Genomic DNA, 21,593 nt, shown 5'->3' with positions numbered 1-21,593 from the left:
GGGGTAAACAGCACATGTTAGCATCGGCATCGTGACAAATCCGTGGAACGCGCCACCGAATTCGGCGGACCAGCCCAGGCCCGGCCGGGTAGAATCGGCGGCTGCGCGCCATCAAGAAGAATCGGTATCCGGATCATTGCGGATTTCCGATATGGTCGCGCCGCGCAAAATTCCCCCGGGTTCAGGATGGCGCAAGTTCGTCTATAACGCGTCTTTTCACGCCATTAACCTAGGCGAGTCACCGGCCGAACGGCACTACCGTGAACTGCAGGAACGGATCCGTCGCCACATCCGCAAGCAGTACGTCATCGGGGTGATCTCCGGCAAGGGCGGCGTCGGCAAAACCACCTTGACAGCATGCATCGGCGCGGTATTCAGGGAGTGCCGGCCGGAGAACGTGGTGGCCATTGACGCCGCACCCGGGTTCGGAACCCTCGCCGGTCGCATTGACGAAAACCCGCCCGGCGACTACACCGCCGTGCTGAACGACACCGACGTGCAGGGCTACGCCGACATCCGAGAACACCTGGGGCAAAACAACCTTGGGCTGGACGTGCTTGCTGGAAACCGCGCATCGGACCAGCCGCGGCCATTGGTGCCGTCCATGTTCACCGGGGTGCTGTCGCGGCTGCGCCGCACCCATACCGTGATCGTGGTCGATACGTCCGACGACCTGGAGCACCCGGTCATGAAAGCCGTGTTCGACACCTGCGACACACTGGTATTCGTGTCCGGCCTGACCGCCGACACGTCGCTGCCGGTGACCCGCGCGATCGACCTGCTGCGCTCGATGGGCTACCACGAACTGGTTTCGCGCAGCATGGTCATCCTCAACGACAGCCGCAATGAATACGACGCCGACGCGCGAGCATATCTCACCGAGCGTTTCGGAAAATCAGGAGCAACAGTCGAATTTATGCCGTATGACCCGCACCTCGCGAAGGGCGGGATAATCGACACGCAGCACGAATTGAAGAAAAAGACGCGGTTGCGCCTGTTCGAAATTACCGCGGCAATTGCGGACAAATACATTCCGGACGCCGATAGGCCACGTTAATGGCAGCGAAGGTCTCATTTCCGGCACGCTGCGCCGTTGCGGTTGTATGTGGGGACCACCTGGTGTCACAGGTGTATCCCGCGTCGGTGCCCGTGGAGATGTTCATCGACAACGTCGTCGAACTGCTCGACGAGGAGCTCAAACGCCGCGGTCTGCCCGGGCTCGAACTCGGCAGGGGCTACGAACTCCACAAAGCCAACGGTGTCCGGCTGGACGTCACGAAAACCCTCGATGAACTCGGCGTCGAGGACGGCGCCACCCTGGTCCTGGTTCCCGCCGCCGAAGGGGATTCCTTCGAGCCCCAGTACGAGTCGTTGTCCACCGCACTGGCCAGGATCGGCAAGAAACTGTTCGAACCTGTCTCGGCTGATACGGCGGTGCATACCGCGTTGGCCATCCTGGCGATGGTCTGCCTGACCGTTCTGGTGTTCGCTGTCCGCAATCGGCACGCCACCGACTCGCTGGTGCCGAGCATCGTCACCGGCGTTCCCGGGCTGCTGGCCGGCGGCGGGGCAGGTGTGGTGTGGCGATGGTGGCCGCACCGGACCGACATGCTCGACGCGTTCGGCTGGATAGCGGTGCCCTTGCTCGCGGTCAGTCTCGGCGCCGCCGCCCCCGGTGACCTGGGGTCGGCGCATCTGTTCATCGCCGCTCTCGCGTTGGCCGTGCTGACTTGCGGCATAGCGGTTTTGACCCGACGGCATGTCAACGTGGCGTCGACGATTGCGACCTTGTGCGCGCTGGGCGGCGTAGTGGCGGCTGTCCGGATGTGGCGGCCGGTTCCGGCTCAGTGGCTCGGCATGTGCACGTTGGTGGCGCTGCTGTTCCTGCTGACCATGGCGCCGACGATCTCGCTGTGGGCCGCGCGAATCCGGCCACCATATTTCGGGTCGATCACCGGGCGCGACCTCTTCCGTCGCAGCCCTGGTTTGCCCGCCGACGCCGTGGCGCCCGTGGAAGAAGGCGCCGAGGACGAGGTGAACGCCGACACCACGCCGCGCGGCCAACAGATTGCCGCGGCTGCGATCCGCGCCAACAACGTGCTGACGGGAATCTGCGCTGCCGCAGGGTTGGCGCTGCCCGCGGCGGTGTGGGCCACCCTGATGCCGGGTCGGGGCCGCAGCATGGCTGCGGCGGTGCTCGCCGGTCTGTTCGTGCTGATCTTCATCAGCCGCGGACGTGCGTTCGCCGACAAACGTCAGGCCATCGCGCTGGTGTGCGGGGCGGTCGCCGCCGTCTGTGTCGGCGTCCTGAAGTACGTGCTGAACGCGCCCGCGACATCAGGGGAGCCGGTGCTGTGGGGCGCGCTGGCCCTGATCGCTTTCGGAGGCGCGGGCCTGGTCGCCGCGCTGCTGGTGCCGATCACCCGGTTCACCCCGCTGGTGAGGATGGTCGCCGAATGGCTGGAAATCGTGGCGATCATCACCGCCTTGCCTCTGGCCGCGTGGATCGGCGGGCTGTTCACCTGGGTGCGGATGCGATGACGCCGACGGCCTCACGGACGTTGATCAAGCGCGTTTCGGCGATGATGATGACCGGACTTCTCGTCGGGCTATCCACGAATCTGCCGGTAGCTCAAGCCATTCCACCGCCGACGATCGACCCTGGCCGAGTACCGCCGGACGGCAAGCCCGGCCCCGATCAGCCGATGCGGCAAAGCAACATCTGCGCGCGAACCATCACGGTGGCTGAACCGAATGTGGGCGTGACCGCACCCGGTTTCACCATGCTCAATATCAGCAAGGCCTGGCAATACTCGACGGGTAACGGAGTACCGGTCGCGGTCATCGATACCGGCGTCAACCCCAGTCATCGCCTACCTGTGGTACCCGGCGGCGACTACATCATGAGCGGGGACGGCTTGATGGACTGCGATGCGCACGGCACCATCGTGGCTTCCCTGGTCGGTGCCGCACCGCAGGGAACACCGATGCCTGCGCCGATGCCCGCGGTTCCGGCTTTCCCCCCGCCGGCGGGCCCGCCCGCAACCGACGCGGCGCCACCGCCGCCGGGCGCACCCCCGCCTCCGCCGGCCCCGCCGCCACCACCGCCGCCGGTGACTATCACCGAGATCAAACCTGCCCCGCCACCACCGCCGCCACCTCCGCCGGCCGACGAACCGTCAAATGCCCCAGGGGATCCCACTCCCGACCAACCGGAGGATCCCGAGGTACCGCCCCCGCCACCGGGCGCACCGGATGGGGTCGTCGGGGTGGCGCCGCACGCGACGATCATCTCGATCCGGCAATCGTCGCGTGCCTACGAGCCGGCGAACCCGGGCGGCGCTGACATGGAGGCCCGCAAAAAGGCAGGGACCGTCGCCACCCTGGCCAGCGCCATCGTCCACGCGGCGAACATGGGCGCCAAGGTGATCAACGTCAGCGTCACCTCCTGCGTGCCGGCAGGAGATCCGCTGGACCAAAGTGCCATCGGCGCCGCCGTCTGGTACGCGGCGACCGTGAAGGACGCGGTGATCGTCGCGGCTGCCGGCAACGAGGGCGAAGACGAGTGCGCCCAGAACCCGTCGTTCGACCCGTTGGACCCGTCCGATCCGCGGGACTGGCATCAGGTCAAGACAGTGTCGTCGCCGTCGTGGTTCTCCGACTACGTGCTCTCGGTGGGCGCGGTGGACAACACCGGCGCTCCGATCAACAAGAGCCTCACCGGACCCTGGATAGCCGCCGCGGCGCCTGGCGTCGGCATCATGGGGTTGTCACCGGAAACCGGGGGACCGGCCAATGCCTACCCGCCGATCCGCCCGGGCGAAAAAAACATGCCGTTCTGGGGCACCAGCTTCTCGGCGGCATACGTAAGCGGCGTAGCCGCGCTCGTGCGCGCCAAGTATCCCGAGTTGACCGCACACCAGGTCGTCAACCGCATTCTGCAGACCGCGCATAATCCGCCGCGCGGAGTTGACAATCAAGTCGGGTACGGCGTTGTGGACCCGGTCGCAGCGCTGACCTTCAATGTGCCCCCGGGCGACAAGGTTGCGCCCGGCGCGCAGACCCGGGTGATCACGCCGGCCGCACCGCCGCCACCGCCGGATCACCGCGCCCGAAATGTGGCGTTAGCCTTTGCCGGTGTAGTGGTGGCCGCGGTCATGTTCGCCTGGCTGATCGCGCGGGCTCGGCGGGCGCGATGACGGCGACGACGAAGCTGGCGATCATCGTCGGCATCCTGGCCGCCGGCCTGATCGGGTGGAGCATCGGTGGATACCCCGGTGCTGCAATAGGTTTGGTTCTTTCAGTGGCGGTCGGGGTGATCCGCTGGCGCGGGCATCAGCTGTGGTACTGGCTGATCCTCTGGCGCCAGCGTGGTCGAGCGATCGAGTGGAGCGAACCGATCACGGTCGCCAACGACCGCACCGGCGGCGGTGTGCGCTACCAGGACGGTGTCGCGGTGGTCGCGGTCCAGCTGCTCGGCAAAGCCCACATGCCAACGCTTTTCACCGGATCGACCGCAACGTATACCGAAAACACTGTCGACATCGCGGATCTGCTGCCGCTGCTGCGGCAGAGCCTCGGTTTGACGATCGATTCGCTGAGTGTGGTCACCGCCGGCGCCCGCCGGCGCAGCACGGGCGACTACCCAAGGGTCTACGACACACTGATCGGCACCCCGCCGTACGCCGGGCAGCGGGAAACCTGGCTGATCGTCCGGGTGGCGGCGGTCTCCAACGCCGAAGCGCTGCAGTGGCGCACCTCGATCGGCACCGGGACCCTGGCTGCCGGGCAGCGGATCAGCGCAGCGATGCGCCAACATGGCATCCGCGCCAAGGTCGCAACCGCCACCGACATCGCCGAGCTGGAGCGCCGGCTGGGACGGTCCGCGCTCAACCCGCGAAACCAGCGCTGGCGCACCGCCCGCGGCGACGGCGGCTGGTTGACCACCTATTGGTACCGGCCGAGCGACATCAGCGCGGAGAACCTGGCGCATGCCTGGTCGCTGCGCGCTGACGGGATCGTCCAGAACGTCACGTTGTTCAGCGACGGCGCGGCCATGGCGACGGTGACCGTGCGCGACGCGCAGCCGCCAACCGCTCCGCCGAGCGTCATGCTGCGCACCTTGCCGGGGGAGCAGACGCAGGCGATTGCGGCGAACCTGTGTGGTCCGATGCCGCCGTTGCGCGGCGTGCACCGTGGCCCGCTGCCTCGTTCGCTCGTTGTCCCGGTCGGGCCGTCGGGTGTGCTGCTCGGCAAGGTCGGCGCCGGCAACCGGCTGATGCTGCCGCTTGACGACCCGGGCGAGTTCAGCCGAGTGCACATCGCCGCGGAGGACTCGCTGGCCAAACGAATTGTGCTGCGGTTGGCCGGTGCTGGGGAACGGGTGACCGTGCATACTCGAGACTTGCAGCGGTGGGCGAGTCTTCGGATGCCGGATATCGCCGTGGACAGCCGGGTACGGCCCGCCGCAGGCACCACCGTCAGCGTCGTCGATGGCACCGTCATGCCCGCACCGCGGCCCAACACGCTGATTTCCGTCGGGGAACCCGGGGGGCCCTACCGCGGATCCGCCGATGTGTTGATCACGCAAATCGGTCCGGCCACCGTAGAAGTGAAGGCGGCCGGCCACGTGTATACCGTGGAGGTCGAGCTGTTCCGGGCCGAAAACCGTTACGTATCCTCAGAGCCGACGGTTTTGAGGACCTCCGAGCTCGAGTCGGTGGATTAGACGATGACCAGCACCGAGACGGTCGCCGCCCGAAAGCGGTTCGACCAGGCGATGGAGTTGTTCGGCTCCGACCTCGACGCCGCGCAGGCGTTGTTTCGGCAGGCAACCGAGATCGACCCGTCGATGGCAGATGCCTGGCTGGGCCGGATCGCGGCCGGGGACGACTCGTTGTCGACGTTGCAGGAGCTCTACGCCTACGGTGCCCGACTCCACCGGGAGACCAACCGGCTCGGGGTGCACCTGTCGGCAGCGATCAAGGCCGGACCGTACTTGTCGATCTCGGTGACCGAGGCATCGCATGCCGGCCTGGCCTTGGCGAGCGCGCTGATCGATGACCGCCAGTACGAGAAAGCCGCAGCGCTGCTGGCCGATTCGTCTCTGTTGGACAGCTGGGAGAACCACCAGTGGCAGCAGTACATCCGGGCCTACCTGATGTTCGCCACCCAGCGTTGGCCCGACGTGATTTCGATCGCCGCCAGCATCCTGCCGCCACAAGCCATCATCATGTCCGCAGTCACCGCAGGGACCAATGCGCTGGCCGCACATGCCGCCGTACATCTCGGGCAAGGACGTGTCGCGCTGGACTGGACGGACCGGGTCGAAGTGCGCATCGGGCACGGCGGGCCGCGGGAATGGCGGCGTCATCAGGTGGTGGACACAGCGGTTACCGCCATCGATCCCAACGAATTCCCGTTGATAGCAGCCGATTTGGCCTATGTGCGCGGGATGGCTCACCGCCAGCTCGGTGAGCAGGACAAAGCGGAGATCTGGCTGTCGAAGGCGACGATCAACGGCGCGCTGATCGAACCGGCCAAGCAGGCACTCGCTGACCCGGCACTGCAACTGGTGATCACCGACGAAGAAACGATCAACAGCCGGACCAACAAATGGGACGTCACCACCGAGCGCTCCGAGGATCAGCGCCGTGAGGAAGAAAACAAAGGGCGGCGTGAGGAGCTTCTTGCGGAGGGACGGGAGCTGCTCAACAACCAGGTGGGGTTGGCCGAAGTCAAAAGGGCAGTCGCCGAACTCGAGGACCAGATCGAGGTGCGCGCGCTGCGGTTGGCTGCGGGATTGCCGGTGACCAACCAAACGAACCATATGCTTTTGGTAGGGCCGCCTGGTACCGGTAAGACCACCACCGCCGAGGCATTGGGAAAGATCTTCGCGGGGTTAGGGATTGTGCGCCACCCCGAGATCATCGAAGTCAAGCGCGCCGATTTCTGTGGTGAGCACATCGGGGCGTCGGGCCCGAAGACCAACGAGCTGATCAACCGCTCGCTGGGCCGGATTTTGTTCATGGACGAGTTTTATTCGTTGGTGGAACGTCACCAAGACGGCCGGCCGGACATGATCGGCATGGAAGCGGTCAACCAGCTGATGATTGCCCTCGAGGTGCATCGGTTCGACTTCTGCTTCATCGGGGCCGGATATGAGAAGGAAGTCGACGAATTCCTCACGGTCAACCCGGGTTTGGCTGGCCGGTTCAACCGGAAGCTGCGCTTCGAGTCGTACAGTCCCGACGAATTGGTGGAAATCGCGGTCCGCTACGGTGAGCCCCGCGCGACAGTGATCGAGCCCAGCGCCCGCGAAGCGCTCAACGTGGCATGCACGATGCTGCGCGCTTACCTGGGGCCCGACGGCAGGCACGGGATCGACATCATGCAAAACGGGCGTTTCGCGCGAAATGTAGTCGAGCGCGCAGAGCGGCTCCGCGACTCGCGGGTCGCTGCCATGCACCGCACCAATAAAGGCTCAGTGACGGTGGAAGACCTGGAGACAGTTCGCACCCAGGACGTCGTCGCCGCGGTAATGGACGCCTGCGCGGAAAAGCATGTGCCGATAGTGCTTTGACCGCAGCGCCGATGCTTGAGGAGCGGGCATGGCCAGGGTAGAGCCAGGTCACGGTGACGGTGGGAAAGTTCGAGCGATGACCTGTAACTTTTTCTGACCCTGGATCGTCGTGAATACATGAGCCAGTCACCGCGCGATCAGGTCACCGAGGCCTGGCGTCACCATCGCCCGTATCTGGTCAATCTGGCCTACCAGATGCTCGGCGACGTCGGCGACGCCGAAGACGTTGCGCAAGAAGCGTTTCTGCGGCTGTCGCGCACCGATCCGGAGCACATCGACGACGTGCGCGGCTGGCTGACGGTGGTGGCAAGCCGAATCTGCCTCGACCAGCTGCGCTCGGCGCGTGCCCGCTACGAACAGCCGGCCGAGATCGACCAGCAGGAGTCAGCGGTCAACCAAACGCGGCGACTCGACCCTGCCGATCGGGTCACGCTCGACGACGAGGTGCGCGCGGCGCTGTTGGAAGTGTTGCGCCGGCTGAGCCCGGGTGAGCGGGTCGCCTTCGTGTTGCACGACGTTTTCCAGATGCCGTTCGACGTGATCGCCGAAACAGTGGGCCGCCCGGTCGGCACCTGCCGTCAGCTGGCCCGGCGGGCACGCGCGAAGTTCGGCCAGGCCGGGCCGAAGCTAACGGAAGTGGCCCCGACTGAGCATGCGCTCGTCGCCGAGAAATTCATCACCGCATGCGCTAACGGCGACCTCGAGGCCCTGGTTTCGGCGCTCGACCCGACGGTCTGGGGAGCGGCGACTCTGCTCGCGGACCCGGCTCCGCCGCAACAGGTCAACCACGGACCGGACGCCGTCGCCACCAGCCTGCTGCGATATCTGGGCCCCGGCGTGACACTGGTCAGCGGACCTGCCGGACAGCCCGTACTGCTGGCCTTCGCCCGCCGACGGCTTTTCGCCGTCCTCGTGCTGACCATCCGCGACGAGCTGATCACCAAAATCGAGGCCACGGTCGATCCGTTCGCGCGCATCGCGGCGTTCGACACCACGACCTGATTGGTAATCAACCGCGGTACGACGGGTGAGATGATTCCCGCCGGAGGTGATGAGCGCATGCGCTATGTGTGCGAGGAAACAGTGCACGCCCCGGCCGACCGAGTCTGGCAGCTGTTGGTCGACGTGGAGGGCTGGCCGGCCTGGACCGAGTCGATGCGGGAAATCACGCGCCTCGACGACGGCCCGCTCAAGGTAGGCAGCCGATCTCGCGTGGTCCAGCCGAAAGGCCGACCGATGGTGTGGACGGTGACCGAACTGGAGCCGATGCGCAATTTCACCTGGGCGGCCAGCCAGCCGGGGCTCACCTTCGAAGCGGTGCATCGGATCGAGGACAGCGGAGACCGTGTGCGGACGACCCTGGAGTTCAACGGCAGTGGTCCGCTGGCGTGCCTGGGCTCGCTGATCGCCAGCTCCCGCATCCGTGAATACCTCGGCATGGAGAGCGCCGGGCTGAAGCGCGCCGCCGAAACTACGTGACCACCCGTCGTCAGGGGGGGAGCCGGTTGCGCGCACTGTCTGGCCGCGACGCGAAATATTGAGCGACCGTCGCCGCGATCTCCAGAAACCGGCGTCGCGTCGCCGGGGCCATCTCGCTGCGCACGTCGATGACGCCACCGGGCCGCAAGTGCGGGTCGAACGGCACCTCGACCACCTTTTGTCCACGGTCGGTGAACTGGCGCGCCAAGAGCGACCGGGTGCGCCTATCCGCGTGCCCGTCGGAATCGTTGAGCACCACCACGCTGCGCTGCAGCAGACCGGTGCGGCCGTGCTCAGCCAGCCACTCCATGGTCTGTGCCGCCGCCGATGCGCCGTCGGCCCACGGCGACGACACCACGATCAGCGCGTCCAGGTCGCGCAGCGCCTCCTGGGTGACCGGCGCGTCCATCGTCGACCCGCAATCGATGATCGAAATCGTGAAATGGCGGTCCAGTCGTAACGCGGCTTCCCGGTAGATGGCCGGGTCGAGCACACGACGCCGGCCAGTGGGCGAATCGCCGGCTAGCACATGAAGCCCAGCGGAATTGGTGCCCACCCGGGCGCGCACATCGGCGAACGACCGCAGGTTCTTGTCTGCGGCCAGCTCCCAATACGAGCTCTGGGTCCGAGGGTCGATCCGGCTAGCGAGCCGGCCGAAGGCGGTGTCGGCGTCGACGGCGACCACCCGGTCCTGCCGGCGCAGCTCGGCGAAGATCGAGCCGACGCTGGCCGCCACAGTGGTCTTCCCGACACCGCCCTTACCCAAGACGCCCACCTTGTAGTTGCCGCGCAGGACGGACCGGACGGCCGATTCGAACTGGGCCTCTTGGCGCTCCTGCGCCGAGGGCCCGAGGTTGACCAAGCCGAACGTCGCCATGAGCACGAGGTGTCGCCAGCCTCGGGTGGGCTCCGGGCGCGCCGGACGGGCGGCCGCCCTAGGCGGCGCCGGTCTCCACGCGGGTGAAGGGCGGTGCGGGACCGTAGCCGGACCCGGCGGGGGAGGGGCCGCCGTTGGACGGGGACGCGCCGGCGGCGGGTACGCCGGCAGCGGCATCGTCGGCTGATGTTGTGTCTGGGCGCGCGGCGGCTGCGCCGGAGGCGGGGCGCCAGGCGACGCGGGACGCAGCCGGTCCCTCAGGAAGTCGTCAGGCTCGCTCATCGACTTCCCGCGGTGGGCTCGGTGCAGAAAGGCGCTGCGGCCTATCGGCAACGTGGGGCATGCGACCAGTATCGGTCACCCGCTGCCACGCGGCCCGTGACCAGCTGCCATTGCCGCGGACGTGACGGGCGTCGCAGTAAAAACGCGTTCGGGACGACCACTTCGCCGAACGGTTACTATTGACGAAGTTGGCATGTCAGGCGGTTTTTGTCATATCGTTTTACGACTTGTCGAGACCGGGTCCAGGGCCACCGTTCAGCGCTGCACGGACGCATCCCCTGACCGGATCATCACCGATTGGTGACCACCGTATCGACAAGACCGAAGGGGCCTAGCCCGCAACTCAAGGGGCGCGGCGCCGACGGAGCCGTTCATATGCCGCGCAGAAAGTTTTCGTGAAGGGTCAGGTGGGAATGGCGCCCAACCGCGTCGGCCTGTACAACCCCGCATTCGAGCATGACTCGTGCGGGGTGGCCATGGTCGTGGACATGCATGGCCGCCGTAGCCGCGACATCGTGGACAAGGCGATCACCGCGCTGCTCAACCTCGAGCACCGCGGCGCCCAAGGCGCCGAGCCGCACAGCGGTGACGGGGCCGGCATCCTGATCCAGGTTCCCGACCGGTTCCTGCGGTCGGTGGTCGAGTTCGAACTGCCGCCCGCCGGCAGCTACGCCACCGGAATCGCGTTCTTGCCGCAATCCTCCAAAGACGCCGCAGCGGCGTGCGCGGCGGTGGAGAAGATCGTCGAAGCCGAAGGCCTGCAAACGCTCGGCTGGCGCGACGTGCCCACCGACGACTCCTCGCTGGGCGCGCTTTCCCGCGACGCGATGCCCACTTTCCGGCAGCTGTTCATCGCCGGCGCTTCGGGTATGACGCTGGAGCGCCGCGCATATGTGATCCGCAAGCGCGCCGAACACGAACTGGGCACCAAGGGCCCGGGGCAGGACGGCCCCGGTCGCGAAACCGTTTATTTCCCAAGCCTTTCCGGTCAGACCTTCGTCTACAAGGGGATGCTGACCACGCCGCAGCTCAAGGCGTTCTATCTTGACCTGCAAGACGAGCGGCTCGAAAGCGCGCTGGGCATCGTGCATTCGCGGTTCTCCACGAACACGTTCCCGTCGTGGCCGTTGGCACATCCGTTCCGGCGCATCGCCCACAACGGCGAGATCAACACCGTCACCGGCAACGAGAACTGGATGCGCGCCCGAGAAGCGTTGATCCACACCGACATCTTCGGCTCCTACGACGACGTCGAGAAGTTGTTCCCGATCTGCACGCCTGGCGCTTCGGACACCGCGCGCTTCGACGAGGCGCTCGAGTTGCTGCACCTGGGTGGGCGCAGCCTGGCGCATGCGGTGCTGATGATGATCCCCGAAGCGTGGGAGCGCCACGAGTCCATGGATCCTGCGCGCCGTGCGTTCTACCAGTACCACGCCTCGTTGATGGAGCCGTGGGACGGCCCGGCGTCGATGACGTTCACCGACGGCACCATCGTGGGTGCGGTGCTCGATCGCAACGGCCTACGGCCGTCGCGGATTTGGGTGACCGACGACGGGCTGGTGGTGATGGCCTCCGAGGCCGGTGTGCTCGACCTCGACCCGTCGACGGTGGTGCGGCGGATGCGGCTGCAGCCGGGCCGGATGTTTTTGGTCGACACCGCTCAGGGCCGCATCGTCTCCGACGAGGAAATCAAGGCCGAGCTCGCCGCCGAGCACCCCTACCAACAGTGGCTCGATAGGGGCTTGGTGCCGCTGGACAAACTGCCGCAAGGCAACTACGTGCGGATGCCGCACCACCGAATCGTGTTGCGCCAGTTGGTGTTCGGTTACACCTACGAGGAGCTCAACCTGCTGGTCGCGCCGATGGCGCGCACCGGCGCTGAGCCGATCGGGTCGATGGGCACCGACACCCCGGTCGCGGTGCTCTCGCAGCGGCCCCGGATGCTGTTCGATTACTTCCACCAGCTGTTCGCCCAGGTGACCAACCCGCCGCTGGACGCCATCCGCGAAGAGGTGGTGACCAGCCTGCAGCACACGATCGGACCGGAAGGCGACCTGCTCAACCCGGACGAGAAGTCCTGTCACCAGATCCAGTTGACGCAGCCGATCCTGCGCAACCACGAATTGGCCAAGCTGGTCAACCTCGACCCCGACGTGAAGGTCAATGGCCGGCGGCTGGGCTTGCGCTCCAAGGTAATTCGCTGCCTGTACCCGGTGGCCGAGGGCGGCACAGGTCTGAAAGCCGCACTCGACGAGGTGCGCGCGCAGACCTCGGCGGCCATCGCCGACGGCGCACGGATCATCATCTTGTCCGACCGTGAATCCGACGAGACGATGGCTCCGATCCCGTCGCTGCTGGCCGTCTCGGCGGTGCATCACCACCTGGTGCGCGAACGCACCCGCACCCAAGTCGGATTGGTCGTCGAGTCCGGTGATGCCCGCGAGGTGCACCACATGGCCATGCTGCTCGGCTTCGGGGCGGCCGCCATCAACCCGTACATGGCGTTCGAATCGATCGAGGACATGCTCGACCGCGGAGTGCTGGAGGGCTTCGACCGCGAGACGGCGCTGCGCAACTACATCAAGGCCGCCGGCAAGGGTGTGCTGAAAGTGATGTCGAAGATGGGTATCTCGACGCTGGCCTCCTACACCGGTGCGCAACTGTTCCAAGCCGTCGGGATCTCCGAGGCGGTGCTCGACGAATACTTCACCGGGCTCGCCTGTCCCACCGGTGGCATCACGCTCGACGACATTGCCGCCGACGTCGCCGTCCGCCACTCATTGGCGTTCTTGGACCGTCCGAACGAGCGCGCTCACCGCGAACTCGAGGTGGGTGGGGAGTACCAGTGGCGCCGCGAGGGCGAATACCACCTGTTCAACCCGGACACCGTCTTCAAGCTGCAGCACTCCACGCGGACCGGGCAGTACAAGATCTTCAAGGAATACACGCAGCTGGTCGACGACCAGAGCGAGCGGATGGCGTCGCTGCGTGGACTGCTGAAGTTCAAAGCCGGTGTGCGCCCGCCCGTTCCGTTGGAGGAAGTCGAACCGGCCAGCGAGATCGTCAAGCGCTTCGCCACCGGAGCGATGAGCTACGGCTCGATCTCCGCCGAGGCGCACGAGACGCTGGCGATCGCGATGAACCGCCTCGGTGGGCGGTCCAACTGCGGTGAGGGCGGCGAGCACGTCAGCCGCTACGACCGCGACGCAGGAGGCGACTGGCGCCGCAGCGCGATCAAACAGGTGGCCTCGGCCCGGTTCGGCGTCACCTCGCACTACCTGACCAACTGCACCGACATCCAGATCAAGATGGCCCAAGGCGCGAAACCCGGTGAGGGCGGCCAGCTTCCGGGCGGCAAGGTGTATCCGTGGATCGCCGAGGTGCGCCACTCGACACCGGGCGTGGGACTGATCTCCCCGCCGCCGCACCACGACATCTACTCCATCGAGGACTTGAAACAGCTGATCCACGACCTCAAAAACGCCAACCCGCAGGCCCGCATCCACGTCAAACTGGTCGCCGAGAACGGTGTCGGCACCGTTGCCGCTGGCGTGTCCAAGGCCCACGCCGACGTGGTGCTGATCTCCGGACACGACGGCGGTACCGGCGCCACCCCGCTGACGTCGATGAAGCACGCCGGCGCGCCGTGGGAGCTTGGCCTCGCTGAGACGCAGCAAACCTTGCTGCTCAACGGGTTACGGGACCGGATCGTGGTCCAGGTCGACGGGCAGCTGAAGACCGGCCGCGACGTAATGATCGCCGCGCTGCTGGGCGCCGAGGAATTCGGGTTCGCGACCGCGCCGCTGGTGGTCACCGGCTGCATCATGATGCGCGTCTGTCACCTGGACACCTGCCCCGTCGGGGTGGCCACCCAGAACCCGGTGCTGCGGCAGCGGTTCACCGGCAAGCCGGAGTTCGTCGAGAACTTCTTCATGTTCATCGCCGAGGAAGTGCGCGAATACATGGCCCAGTTGGGTTTCCGCACCCTCAACGAGGCTATCGGTCAAGTGAACGCGCTGGATACCACGCTGGCGCGGGCGCACTGGAAGGCGCACAAGCTGGACCTGGCACCGGTGCTGCACGAACCTGAGTCGCCTTTCATGAACCAAGATCTCTACTGCAGCTCCAGCCAGGACCACGGGCTGGACAAGGCGTTGGACCAGCAGTTGATCGTGATGAGCCGGGAGGCGCTGGATTCCGGGACGCCAGTGCGGTTCTCCACGACGATCTCCAATGTCAACCGCACCGTGGGCACCATGCTCGGTCACGAGGTGACCAAAGCTTATGGCGGGCAAGGTCTTCCCGACGGCACCATCGACATCACGTTCGACGGCTCCGCGGGCAACAGCTTCGGGGCGTTCGTGTCGAAAGGCATCACGCTGCGGGTCTACGGCGACGCCAACGACTACGTCGGCAAGGGCCTGTCCGGTGGGCGGATCGTGGTGCGACCCTCCGACAACGCGCCGGAGGACTATGTCGCCGAGGACAACATCATCGGCGGCAATGTCGCCCTGTTCGGCGCCACGGGCGGCGAGGCGTTCTTACGCGGGGTGGTCGGCGAACGGTTCGCGGTTCGTAACTCCGGAGTCCACGCGGTGGTCGAAGGCGTCGGGGACCACGGCTGCGAGTACATGACCGGCGGCAAGGTCGTCGTCCTCGGCCGTACCGGGCGCAACTTCGCGGCCGGAATGTCGGGCGGCGTGGCCTATGTCTACGACCCCGACGGCGCGTTGCCCGGGAATCTGAACACTGAAATGGTGCAGCTCGAGGGCCTCGACGAGGATGACCTGGACTGGCTGCACGGCATGATCCAGTCGCACGTCGACAACACCGATTCCACTGTCGGGCAACGCATCCTCTCCGACTGGGCGTCCGAGCACCGGCACTTCGCCAAGGTGATGCCGCTCGACTACAAACGCGTCCTGCAGGCGATCGCCGAAGCGGAAAGGGACGGCGCCGACGTCGACCAGGCGATCATGGCGGCCGCGCATGGCTGACCCGAAGGGCTTCCTGAAGTACACCCACCGCGAGTTGCCCAAGCGCCGCCCGGTGGATTTGCGCCTGCGTGACTGGAAAGAGGTCTACGAAGACTTCGATCACGGGGTGCTGCAGCAGCAGGCCACCCGCTGCATGGATTGCGGGATCCCGTTCTGCCACAACGGATGTCCGTTGGGCAACCTGATCCCGGAATGGAATGACCTGGTGCGTCGGGGCCGTTGGCGTGATGCGATCGAGCGGCTGCACGCCACCAACAACTTCCCCGACTTCACCGGACGGCTGTGCCCGGCGCCCTGCGAGCCGGCCTGTGTGCTTGGCATCAACCAGGATCCGGTGACGATCAAGCAGATCGAGCTGGAGATCATCGACAAGGCCTTCGACGAAGGCTGGGTCGTTCCGCTGCCCCCGGACAAGCTGACCGGAAGGACGGTCGCGGTGGTGGGCTCGGGCCCGGCCGGTCTGGCCGCGGCGCAGCAACTCACCCGCGCCGGCCACAGCGTGACGGTCTTCGAGCGCGACGACCGCATCGGAGGGCTGCTGCGCTACGGCATCCCCGAGTTCAAGATGGAAAAGCGCCACCTGAACCGCCGGCTGGCGCAAATGGAAGCCGAGGACACCGAGTTTCGGGCCGGCGTGAACGTCGGTGTCGACATCAGCGCCGAACAGTTGCGCGCCGACTTCGACGCGGTGGTGCTGGCCGGCGGCGCGACCGCCTGGCGCGACCTGCCCATTCCCGGCCGTGACCTGGATGGCATTCACCAGGCGATGGAATTCCTGCCGTGGGCCAACCGAGTCCAAGAAGGTGACGACGTGCTGGGTCCCGACGGGGAGCCGCCGATCACCGCCAAGGGCAAGAAGGTCGTCATCATCGGCGGCGGGGACACCGGCGCCGACTGCTTGGGCACCGTGCACCGCCAGGGTGCCATCAGCGTGCACCAGTTCGAGATCATGCCGCGACCGCCGGACACCCGCGCCGAGTCGACGCCGTGGCCGACCTACCCGCTGATGTACCGGGTGTCGGCCGCGCACGAAGAGGGCGGAGAGCGGGTGTTCTCGGTCAACACCGAGGAATTCGTGGGCCGCGACGGCCATGTCACCGCGCTGAAGGCGCACGAGGTGCGCATGCAGGACGGCAAGTTCGTCAAGGTCGACGGCTCCGATTTCGAGCTGGAAGCCGACCTCGTGTTGCTGGCGATGGGCTTCGTCGGGCCCGAGAAGCCGGGACTGCTCACGGACCTCGGAGTCGAGTTCACCGAGCGCGGAAACGTGGCCCGCGGCGACGAGTTCGAGACCTCCGTGCCCGGGGTGTTCGTTGCCGGCGACATGGGTCGTGGCCAGTCGTTGATCGTCTGGGCGATCGCCGAGGGTCGGGCCGCCGCAGCGGCGGTGGACCGCTATCTGATGGGCCGCAGCGCGCTCCCGGCGCCGATCAAGCCAACTGCCGCGCCGCAACGCTAGTCACTCTGGTAACATAGGCAACATGCCGAATATCGATCGGCGCGCCTTACACCGTTTGCCAGCATGGGGGGTGTCTAATGGCCGGGTGTGGGCGTTACGCTAACGTAGACCCCGGTTCAGTTGACCGATTGCAGGAGTGATTCCCGTGCAAATCTACCCGGTACCCCGCTCGCGAGTGGGACGAATCGCCTGGTCATGGTTTCGGCACCCGGTTAAGAGCCGCGAATTTCCCGCCAAGCACGAGCGGTTGGTGACGGCCGAGGAACTGCTGCGCTTCGGCGTCTAAACCGACGGCCGCGTTCGGCGGGCCCACAGTGGCGCACGTTTGCTGAGCTTTATCAGGTTGTTATCTGGCGTTGTGCGGATTGAGACCTCGTTAAGACTGGTTCCGCGTGACGCAGGCAGAATGTCGTTATCGCATATTGGTAGCATCGTTCTCATGCGTGAATGCTGCTTGGCGGCGGCCGGATAGCGGTAGGTAGAGGACCACATGACCGACCCGGCTGTTCTTGAAGTGGACGCTGGCCTGCCGGACGGCGTGCAGGGCGCCGCCGATCCTCATTTCGGGTGCGCGGTGCGCACGTTCGCGAGCCTGTTTCCCGGACCTCGTTTCGGCGGCGGCGCTCTGTCGGTGTACGTAGACGGCCAGCCGGTTGTCGACGTGTGGAGCGGCTGGTCGGACCGGGACGGTAAGCGGCCCTGGACCGCCGATACCGGCGCTATGGTCTTCTCGGCGAGCAAGGGCTTGGCATCGACGGTCCTTCACCGGCTCGTCGACCGGGGGCTGCTGTCCTATGACGCGCCGGTGGCAGAGTATTGGCCGGAGTTCGGCGCCAACGGCAAGTCCGCGATCACCGTGCGCGACATGATGGGCCACCGAGCGGGCCTGTCGCACCTGAAGGGCGTCAACAAAGACGAGCTGTTGGATCACCGCCTGATGGAGGAACGGGTTGCCGCCGCACCCGTCAATCGTCGGCTCGCCGGACGCTCGGCGTATCACGCCTTCACGTATGGATGGTTGGCGTCCGGGTTGGCTCGAGCGATCACGGGCATGGGCATGCGGGAGCTGATCCGCACCGAACTGGCGTATCCGCTCAACACCGATGGTCTGCACCTGGGCCGCCCGCCGGCCGAGGCACCGACGCAGGCCGCACAGATCATGTTTCCTCAGAGCACCCGCGCCAACCCGGTGTTCGACCGCTTGGCGCCGCGACTCACCGAGATGCCGATCGCCGGCGGCTTGGGCGCGATGTATGTCCCGGGGATCACCTCTCTGATCCAGGGCGACACCCCATTTCTGGACAGTGAGATCCCGTCGGTCAACGCCGTGGTGACCGCGCGGGGGCTGGCCAAAATGTATGGGGCGCTTGCCAACGAAGGCTGGATCGACGGAAGGCAGTTGCTGTCATCGGAATTGGCGCGCGGCCTGGCCGGTCGGCTGAGCCTACGGCCTGATCTCAATGTGTTGTTCCCGATGTCGTTTCACCTCGGCTATCACGGGTCGCCGGTGCCCGGCCTGTTGCGGGGATTCGGCCACGCCGGTCTGGGCGGAACCATCGGCTGGGCCGATCCCGTCACCAAGACTTCGTTCGCCTTCGTGCACAACCGGCTGATCACGCCGGTGTTGCTTGACCAGATCCTTTTCGTGCCGCTGATCCTGCCGGTGCGGCGGGCCGCCGCAGCGGTGCATGAGCGCGGCGCACACCCCGTGCCGCAGTTCGGTGCGCGATACCCCGAACCGGACCCGGCGCGCAGCGCAGGCCACTGAGTCCAGCTGTGCGCTACAGGCCGGAGTTCCGGATCGCCTCTGCCAGTGGCTCCAGTACCGCCGGATCATGCGGCGGTGAGATATAGACGATCCCCAGGCCCAGGCCCTCGGCCGCCAGTCCAGCGGCGTTCTCGATGACCTGCCCGTAGTTGCGGTCCGGCCCCAACTGCAAGTGCGCCGAAAGCATGATCTCTTTCGGGTCGCGGCCGATGTCTTCACAGTGCGCGGCCAGCACGGCGCGCTTGCGGGCGAACTCCTCGGGCGTGCCGCCGACGAAGTTCCAGTGCTGGGCGTAGCGGGCCGTGATGCGCAGTGTGCGTTTTTCGCCGCTGCCGCCGATGCAGATCGGCGGGTGCGGGCGCTGCGGTCCTTTGGGTTCGTTGCGGGCGGCTTTGAGTTGGTAGTAGGTGCCGTCGAAGTCCGTCGTCTCTTGGCTCAGCAGGCTGGTCAGCACCTGGCAGGCTTCCTCGAACCGGTCGAGGCGTTCCTTAATGCTGCCCAGCTCGATGCCGTAGGCGCCCGACTCTTCTTCGTTCCAGCCGGCACCGATTCCCAGCTCGAGTCGGCCGTTGGAGATGATGTCCAGCGCTGCAACCATATTCGCTAGCACCGCGGGGTGGCGGTAGTGGATGCCCGTGACCAGGGTGCCCAAGCGGAGCCGCGTGGTGGCCTGGGCCAGGGCCGTCAGCGTGGTCCAGCCTTCCAGGCACGGGCCGGTGGAATCAGAAAAGATCGGATAGAAGTGGTCGAAGGTCCAGCCGGACTCGTAGACGTCGATGTCGTCGGCCGCTTTCCAGACGGCCAGCATGTCAGCCCAGGTGGTGTTTTGCGGAGAGGTTTTGAACGCGAATCGCACTCGTCGAGCCTAACGAGCCGTCGAAGTCGGCGCGCGTCCAACTAGACCCGGCCGGACCATGGACCTCGGTATCGACACCAAGATCACGCTGCTGTCAGCGGGATTGATCTTCCTGCTCGCGCTTGTTCTGGGCGTCTGGAAGTACCGCCAGATCATGGCCGCCGCCGACCACCGCGCGCATCCCTACGTCAACATCGCCCACCGCGCCGCGCTGCTGTACTCGTTTGCGACGCTGCTGATCGCGGTTTTCGTCGAGCTCAGCGCCTGGCCGACTTGGGTGAACCTGACCGCCGCGACGGTGCTGGTGTTCTTCTTTCTCGCCGCCATCGTCGCCTACATCAGGGGCACGGGTGGCGGCGCGACACCACCAACCAGTTCGAGCACGCCGACCGCGCGCTGAAGACGGAGATGATCGCACTGATCGTCGGTGAGATCGGTGGCTTTGCGGTGATCCTGGCCGGGTTCATCGCCGGCCAATTCGTCACCGGCTGACGACGGGCACACTGGGGTTATGGATCCGGTGGTTGCGCTGCGGCAGATCGCGTTCTACAAGGATCGGGCCCGCGAAGACCCCCGCCGAGTGATGGCCTACCGCAACGCCGCCGACATCGTCGAGGCCCTCGACGAGGCCGAGCGCGAGCGGCACGGGCAGGCCAACAGTTGGCAGTCCTTGCCCGGCATCGGGCCCAAGACCGCGAAGGTGATCGACCAGGCCTGGTCAGGACGTGAACCCGATGTCCTAGTCGAATTACGTTCTGCTGCGGGCGATCTCGGCGGCGGCGAGATCCGGGCGGCGCTGCGCGGGGATTTGCATCTGCATTCCAACTGGTCCGACGGCTCGGCGCCGATCGACGAGATGATGGCCACCGCGGCGGGGCTCGGACACGAGTACTGTGCGCTGACCGATCACTCGCCGCGGCTGACGATCGCGAACGGCCTGTCGCCGGAGCGGCTGCGAAAGCAACTCGACGTGATCGACGAGTTGCGCGAGCAGTTCGCGCCGATGCGCATCCTGACTGGGATCGAGGTGGACATCCTCGACGACGGCAGCCTCGACCAGGAGCCCGAGCTGCTGGAGCGGCTGGACGTCGTGGTGGCCAGCGTGCACTCTAAGCTGGCGATGGATGCCGAGGCGATGACGCGGCGGATGGTGCGCGCGGTGTCCAACGAACACACTGATGTGCTCGGCCACTGCACGGGCCGGCTGGTCGCAGGCAACCGCGGGATCCGGCCGGAATCGAAGTTCGACGCCGAGGCGGTGTTCACGGCTTGCCGCGACCACGGCACCGCGGTCGAAATCAACTCGCGGCCCGAACGGCGCGACCCGCCGACCCGGCTGCTCAATCTCGCGCTGGAGATCGGCTGTGTGTTCAGCATCGACACTGATGCGCACGCGCCTGGCCAGCTCGACTTTCTCGGCTATGGCGCACAGCGTGCACTGGACAACGGCGTGCCCGTCGACCGGATAGTCAACGCCTGGCCGGTGGAAAAGCTGTTGGCTTGGACGACCTCGCGGGACTAGACCGGTTGCCCGACAACGATTCCGGCCTGCGATGCGGCGTAGGCCATCCGAGCGTCGTAGGTGATCAGCGCTCGCAGGTCGGGGGCCGTCTGTGCTGCCGCGAGGTGAATGGCGTCGAGACTGCGGAGTTCCGCAGGCGGAAGAACGGCCGCGATATCGAGCAGCCGCGTCGTCAGCGCAACCAAGTCGAGTCGTGTCAGCACCCGCCGTGCACGCGCTACAGCGCCCACAGATCCATGTCGTTTTGCCGCGCGGATCAATTCCGTGCGTGTGAGCGCGGACGTGAAATGGGTGTCGCTCGGGTAACTCTCGAGATAGCTTCGCAGCGCGGGCGACTGTGCTTCGTTGGACACCAGCTTGACCAAGGCCGATGAGTCGAGATACAGCCTCATCAACGCTCGTCTTCGCGGAGTCGCTCAAGCGCGTCGGAGAGGCCGGGACCAAAATCGCCGGGCGGCTCTGCAAGGAGGTCCTCGTCCGCGGAGGCGGGGATGACTTCGCCGGCGGCTACCAGATCGGCCCATGGGTCACCGCCTGCGGGCACGATCCGCGCCACTAGCCGGCCACGCTGGGTTATTTCGAAAGTTTCCCCGGTGGCAACGCGGGCGAGGTAGCGACTGGCGTTTTGACGGAGTTCACGCACACCGATCCGCTCCATGTAGCACATGGTAGCACTTGTTAGAGACTGGCGTGGGCGACGTCGTAGGGCGCCGAATGGCCAATTGTGACACGCTTTTCCGCGGATCGCGTGCATTAACTGGCCATTCGGCG

At 66.2% G+C, this 21,593-nt stretch carries 16 protein-coding genes and 1 pseudogene; 13 read left to right on the top strand and 4 right to left on the bottom strand.

Features of this window, described 5'->3' with window-relative positions; translation table 11 throughout:
* Positions 1-31 precede the first annotated feature (31 nt).
* The 7 genes from G6N15_RS08215 to G6N15_RS08185 all read left to right on the top strand — a co-directional run bounded on the left by G6N15_RS08215 (position 32) and on the right by G6N15_RS08185 (position 9,061).
* Complete coding sequence (locus tag G6N15_RS08215) at positions 32-1,057, top strand: MinD/ParA family ATP-binding protein (protein WP_197910682.1); 1,026 nt, start codon at positions 32-34, stop codon at positions 1,055-1,057.
* A complete protein-coding gene (eccD, locus tag G6N15_RS08210; RefSeq protein ID WP_083088181.1) occupies positions 1,057-2,541 on the top strand; it encodes a type VII secretion integral membrane protein EccD in 1,485 nt (494 codons plus the stop codon). Before G6N15_RS08215 ends, eccD begins: the two co-directional genes overlap by 1 nt.
* Positions 2,538-4,199 carry a type VII secretion-associated serine protease mycosin gene (gene mycP / locus G6N15_RS08205; RefSeq protein ID WP_083088182.1) on the top strand — a complete coding sequence of 554 codons (1,662 nt, stop codon included), beginning with the start codon at positions 2,538-2,540 and terminating at the stop codon, positions 4,197-4,199. Before eccD ends, mycP begins: the two co-directional genes overlap by 4 nt.
* The gene (gene eccE / locus G6N15_RS08200; RefSeq protein WP_083088183.1) at positions 4,196-5,728 is read left to right on the top strand and encodes a type VII secretion protein EccE; all 1,533 of its coding nucleotides are present in this window, start codon (positions 4,196-4,198) and stop codon (positions 5,726-5,728) included. Before mycP ends, eccE begins: the two co-directional genes overlap by 4 nt.
* Positions 5,729-5,731: 3 nt before the next feature.
* Positions 5,732-7,582: a type VII secretion AAA-ATPase EccA gene (gene eccA, locus G6N15_RS08195; protein ID WP_083088184.1), complete on the top strand. Its 1,851-nt coding sequence runs from the start codon at positions 5,732-5,734 to the stop codon at positions 7,580-7,582.
* Between the two features lie 117 nt (positions 7,583-7,699).
* Positions 7,700-8,584, top strand: a complete 885-nt coding sequence (gene sigI / locus G6N15_RS08190) for an RNA polymerase sigma factor SigI (RefSeq protein WP_083088185.1) — start codon at positions 7,700-7,702, stop codon at positions 8,582-8,584.
* A gap of 57 nt (positions 8,585-8,641) precedes the next feature.
* Complete coding sequence (locus G6N15_RS08185) at positions 8,642-9,061, top strand: SRPBCC family protein (RefSeq protein WP_083088216.1); 420 nt, start codon at positions 8,642-8,644, stop codon at positions 9,059-9,061.
* Between the two features lie 10 nt (positions 9,062-9,071).
* Here the strand turns inward: G6N15_RS08185 and G6N15_RS08180 are convergent, their stop codons facing one another.
* A complete protein-coding gene (locus tag G6N15_RS08180; RefSeq protein ID WP_179961795.1) occupies positions 9,072-10,220 on the bottom strand; it encodes a MinD/ParA family ATP-binding protein in 1,149 nt (382 codons plus the stop codon).
* 413 nt (positions 10,221-10,633) lie between these two features.
* Here G6N15_RS08180 and gltB point away from each other — a divergent pair, with 413 nt between their 5' ends.
* The 4 genes from gltB (at position 10,634) to lipL (ending at position 18,444) form a co-directional block, all read left to right on the top strand.
* Positions 10,634-15,217, top strand: a complete 4,584-nt coding sequence (gene gltB, locus G6N15_RS08175) for a glutamate synthase large subunit (protein WP_083088187.1) — start codon at positions 10,634-10,636, stop codon at positions 15,215-15,217.
* A complete protein-coding gene (locus G6N15_RS08170; protein ID WP_083088188.1) occupies positions 15,210-16,676 on the top strand; it encodes a glutamate synthase subunit beta in 1,467 nt (488 codons plus the stop codon). Before gltB ends, G6N15_RS08170 begins: the two co-directional genes overlap by 8 nt.
* Before the next feature lie 145 nt (positions 16,677-16,821).
* Positions 16,822-16,962 carry a hypothetical protein gene (locus G6N15_RS22715; RefSeq protein WP_169922522.1) on the top strand — a complete coding sequence of 47 codons (141 nt, stop codon included), beginning with the start codon at positions 16,822-16,824 and terminating at the stop codon, positions 16,960-16,962.
* Between the two features lie 204 nt (positions 16,963-17,166).
* A complete protein-coding gene (gene lipL / locus G6N15_RS08165; protein ID WP_083088189.1) occupies positions 17,167-18,444 on the top strand; it encodes an esterase/beta-lactamase LipL in 1,278 nt (425 codons plus the stop codon).
* A 13-nt stretch (positions 18,445-18,457) separates the two neighbouring features.
* Here the strand turns inward: lipL and G6N15_RS08160 are convergent, their stop codons facing one another.
* Positions 18,458-19,300, bottom strand: a complete 843-nt coding sequence (locus tag G6N15_RS08160) for an LLM class F420-dependent oxidoreductase (protein WP_083088190.1) — start codon at positions 19,298-19,300, stop codon at positions 18,458-18,460.
* 58 nt (positions 19,301-19,358) lie between these two features.
* Here G6N15_RS08160 and G6N15_RS08155 point away from each other — a divergent pair.
* Positions 19,359-19,792: pseudogene (locus G6N15_RS08155) on the top strand (hypothetical protein).
* Between the two features lie 19 nt (positions 19,793-19,811).
* The gene (locus G6N15_RS08150; RefSeq protein ID WP_083088191.1) at positions 19,812-20,822 is read left to right on the top strand and encodes a PHP domain-containing protein; all 1,011 of its coding nucleotides are present in this window, start codon (positions 19,812-19,814) and stop codon (positions 20,820-20,822) included.
* Here the strand turns inward: G6N15_RS08150 and G6N15_RS08145 are convergent.
* Positions 20,819-21,214, bottom strand: coding sequence for a type II toxin-antitoxin system VapC family toxin (locus G6N15_RS08145; protein WP_083088192.1), 396 nt, complete (start codon positions 21,212-21,214; stop codon positions 20,819-20,821). The two genes, G6N15_RS08150 and G6N15_RS08145, sit on opposite strands and share 4 nt — an antisense overlap.
* Complete coding sequence (locus tag G6N15_RS08140; protein WP_139797864.1) at positions 21,214-21,480, bottom strand: type II toxin-antitoxin system Phd/YefM family antitoxin; 267 nt, start codon at positions 21,478-21,480, stop codon at positions 21,214-21,216. The genes G6N15_RS08145 and G6N15_RS08140 overlap by 1 nt, the downstream gene beginning before the upstream one ends.
* Between the last annotated feature and the right edge of the window lie 113 nt (positions 21,481-21,593).

Origin of the sequence: Mycobacterium noviomagense (genome assembly GCF_010731635.1) — a bacterium.
Taxonomy (GTDB): Bacteria; Actinomycetota; Actinomycetes; order Mycobacteriales; family Mycobacteriaceae; genus Mycobacterium; species Mycobacterium noviomagense.
Note: the sequence above shows the minus strand (reverse complement) of the source record. Positions and strands in the feature narration are given on the sequence as shown.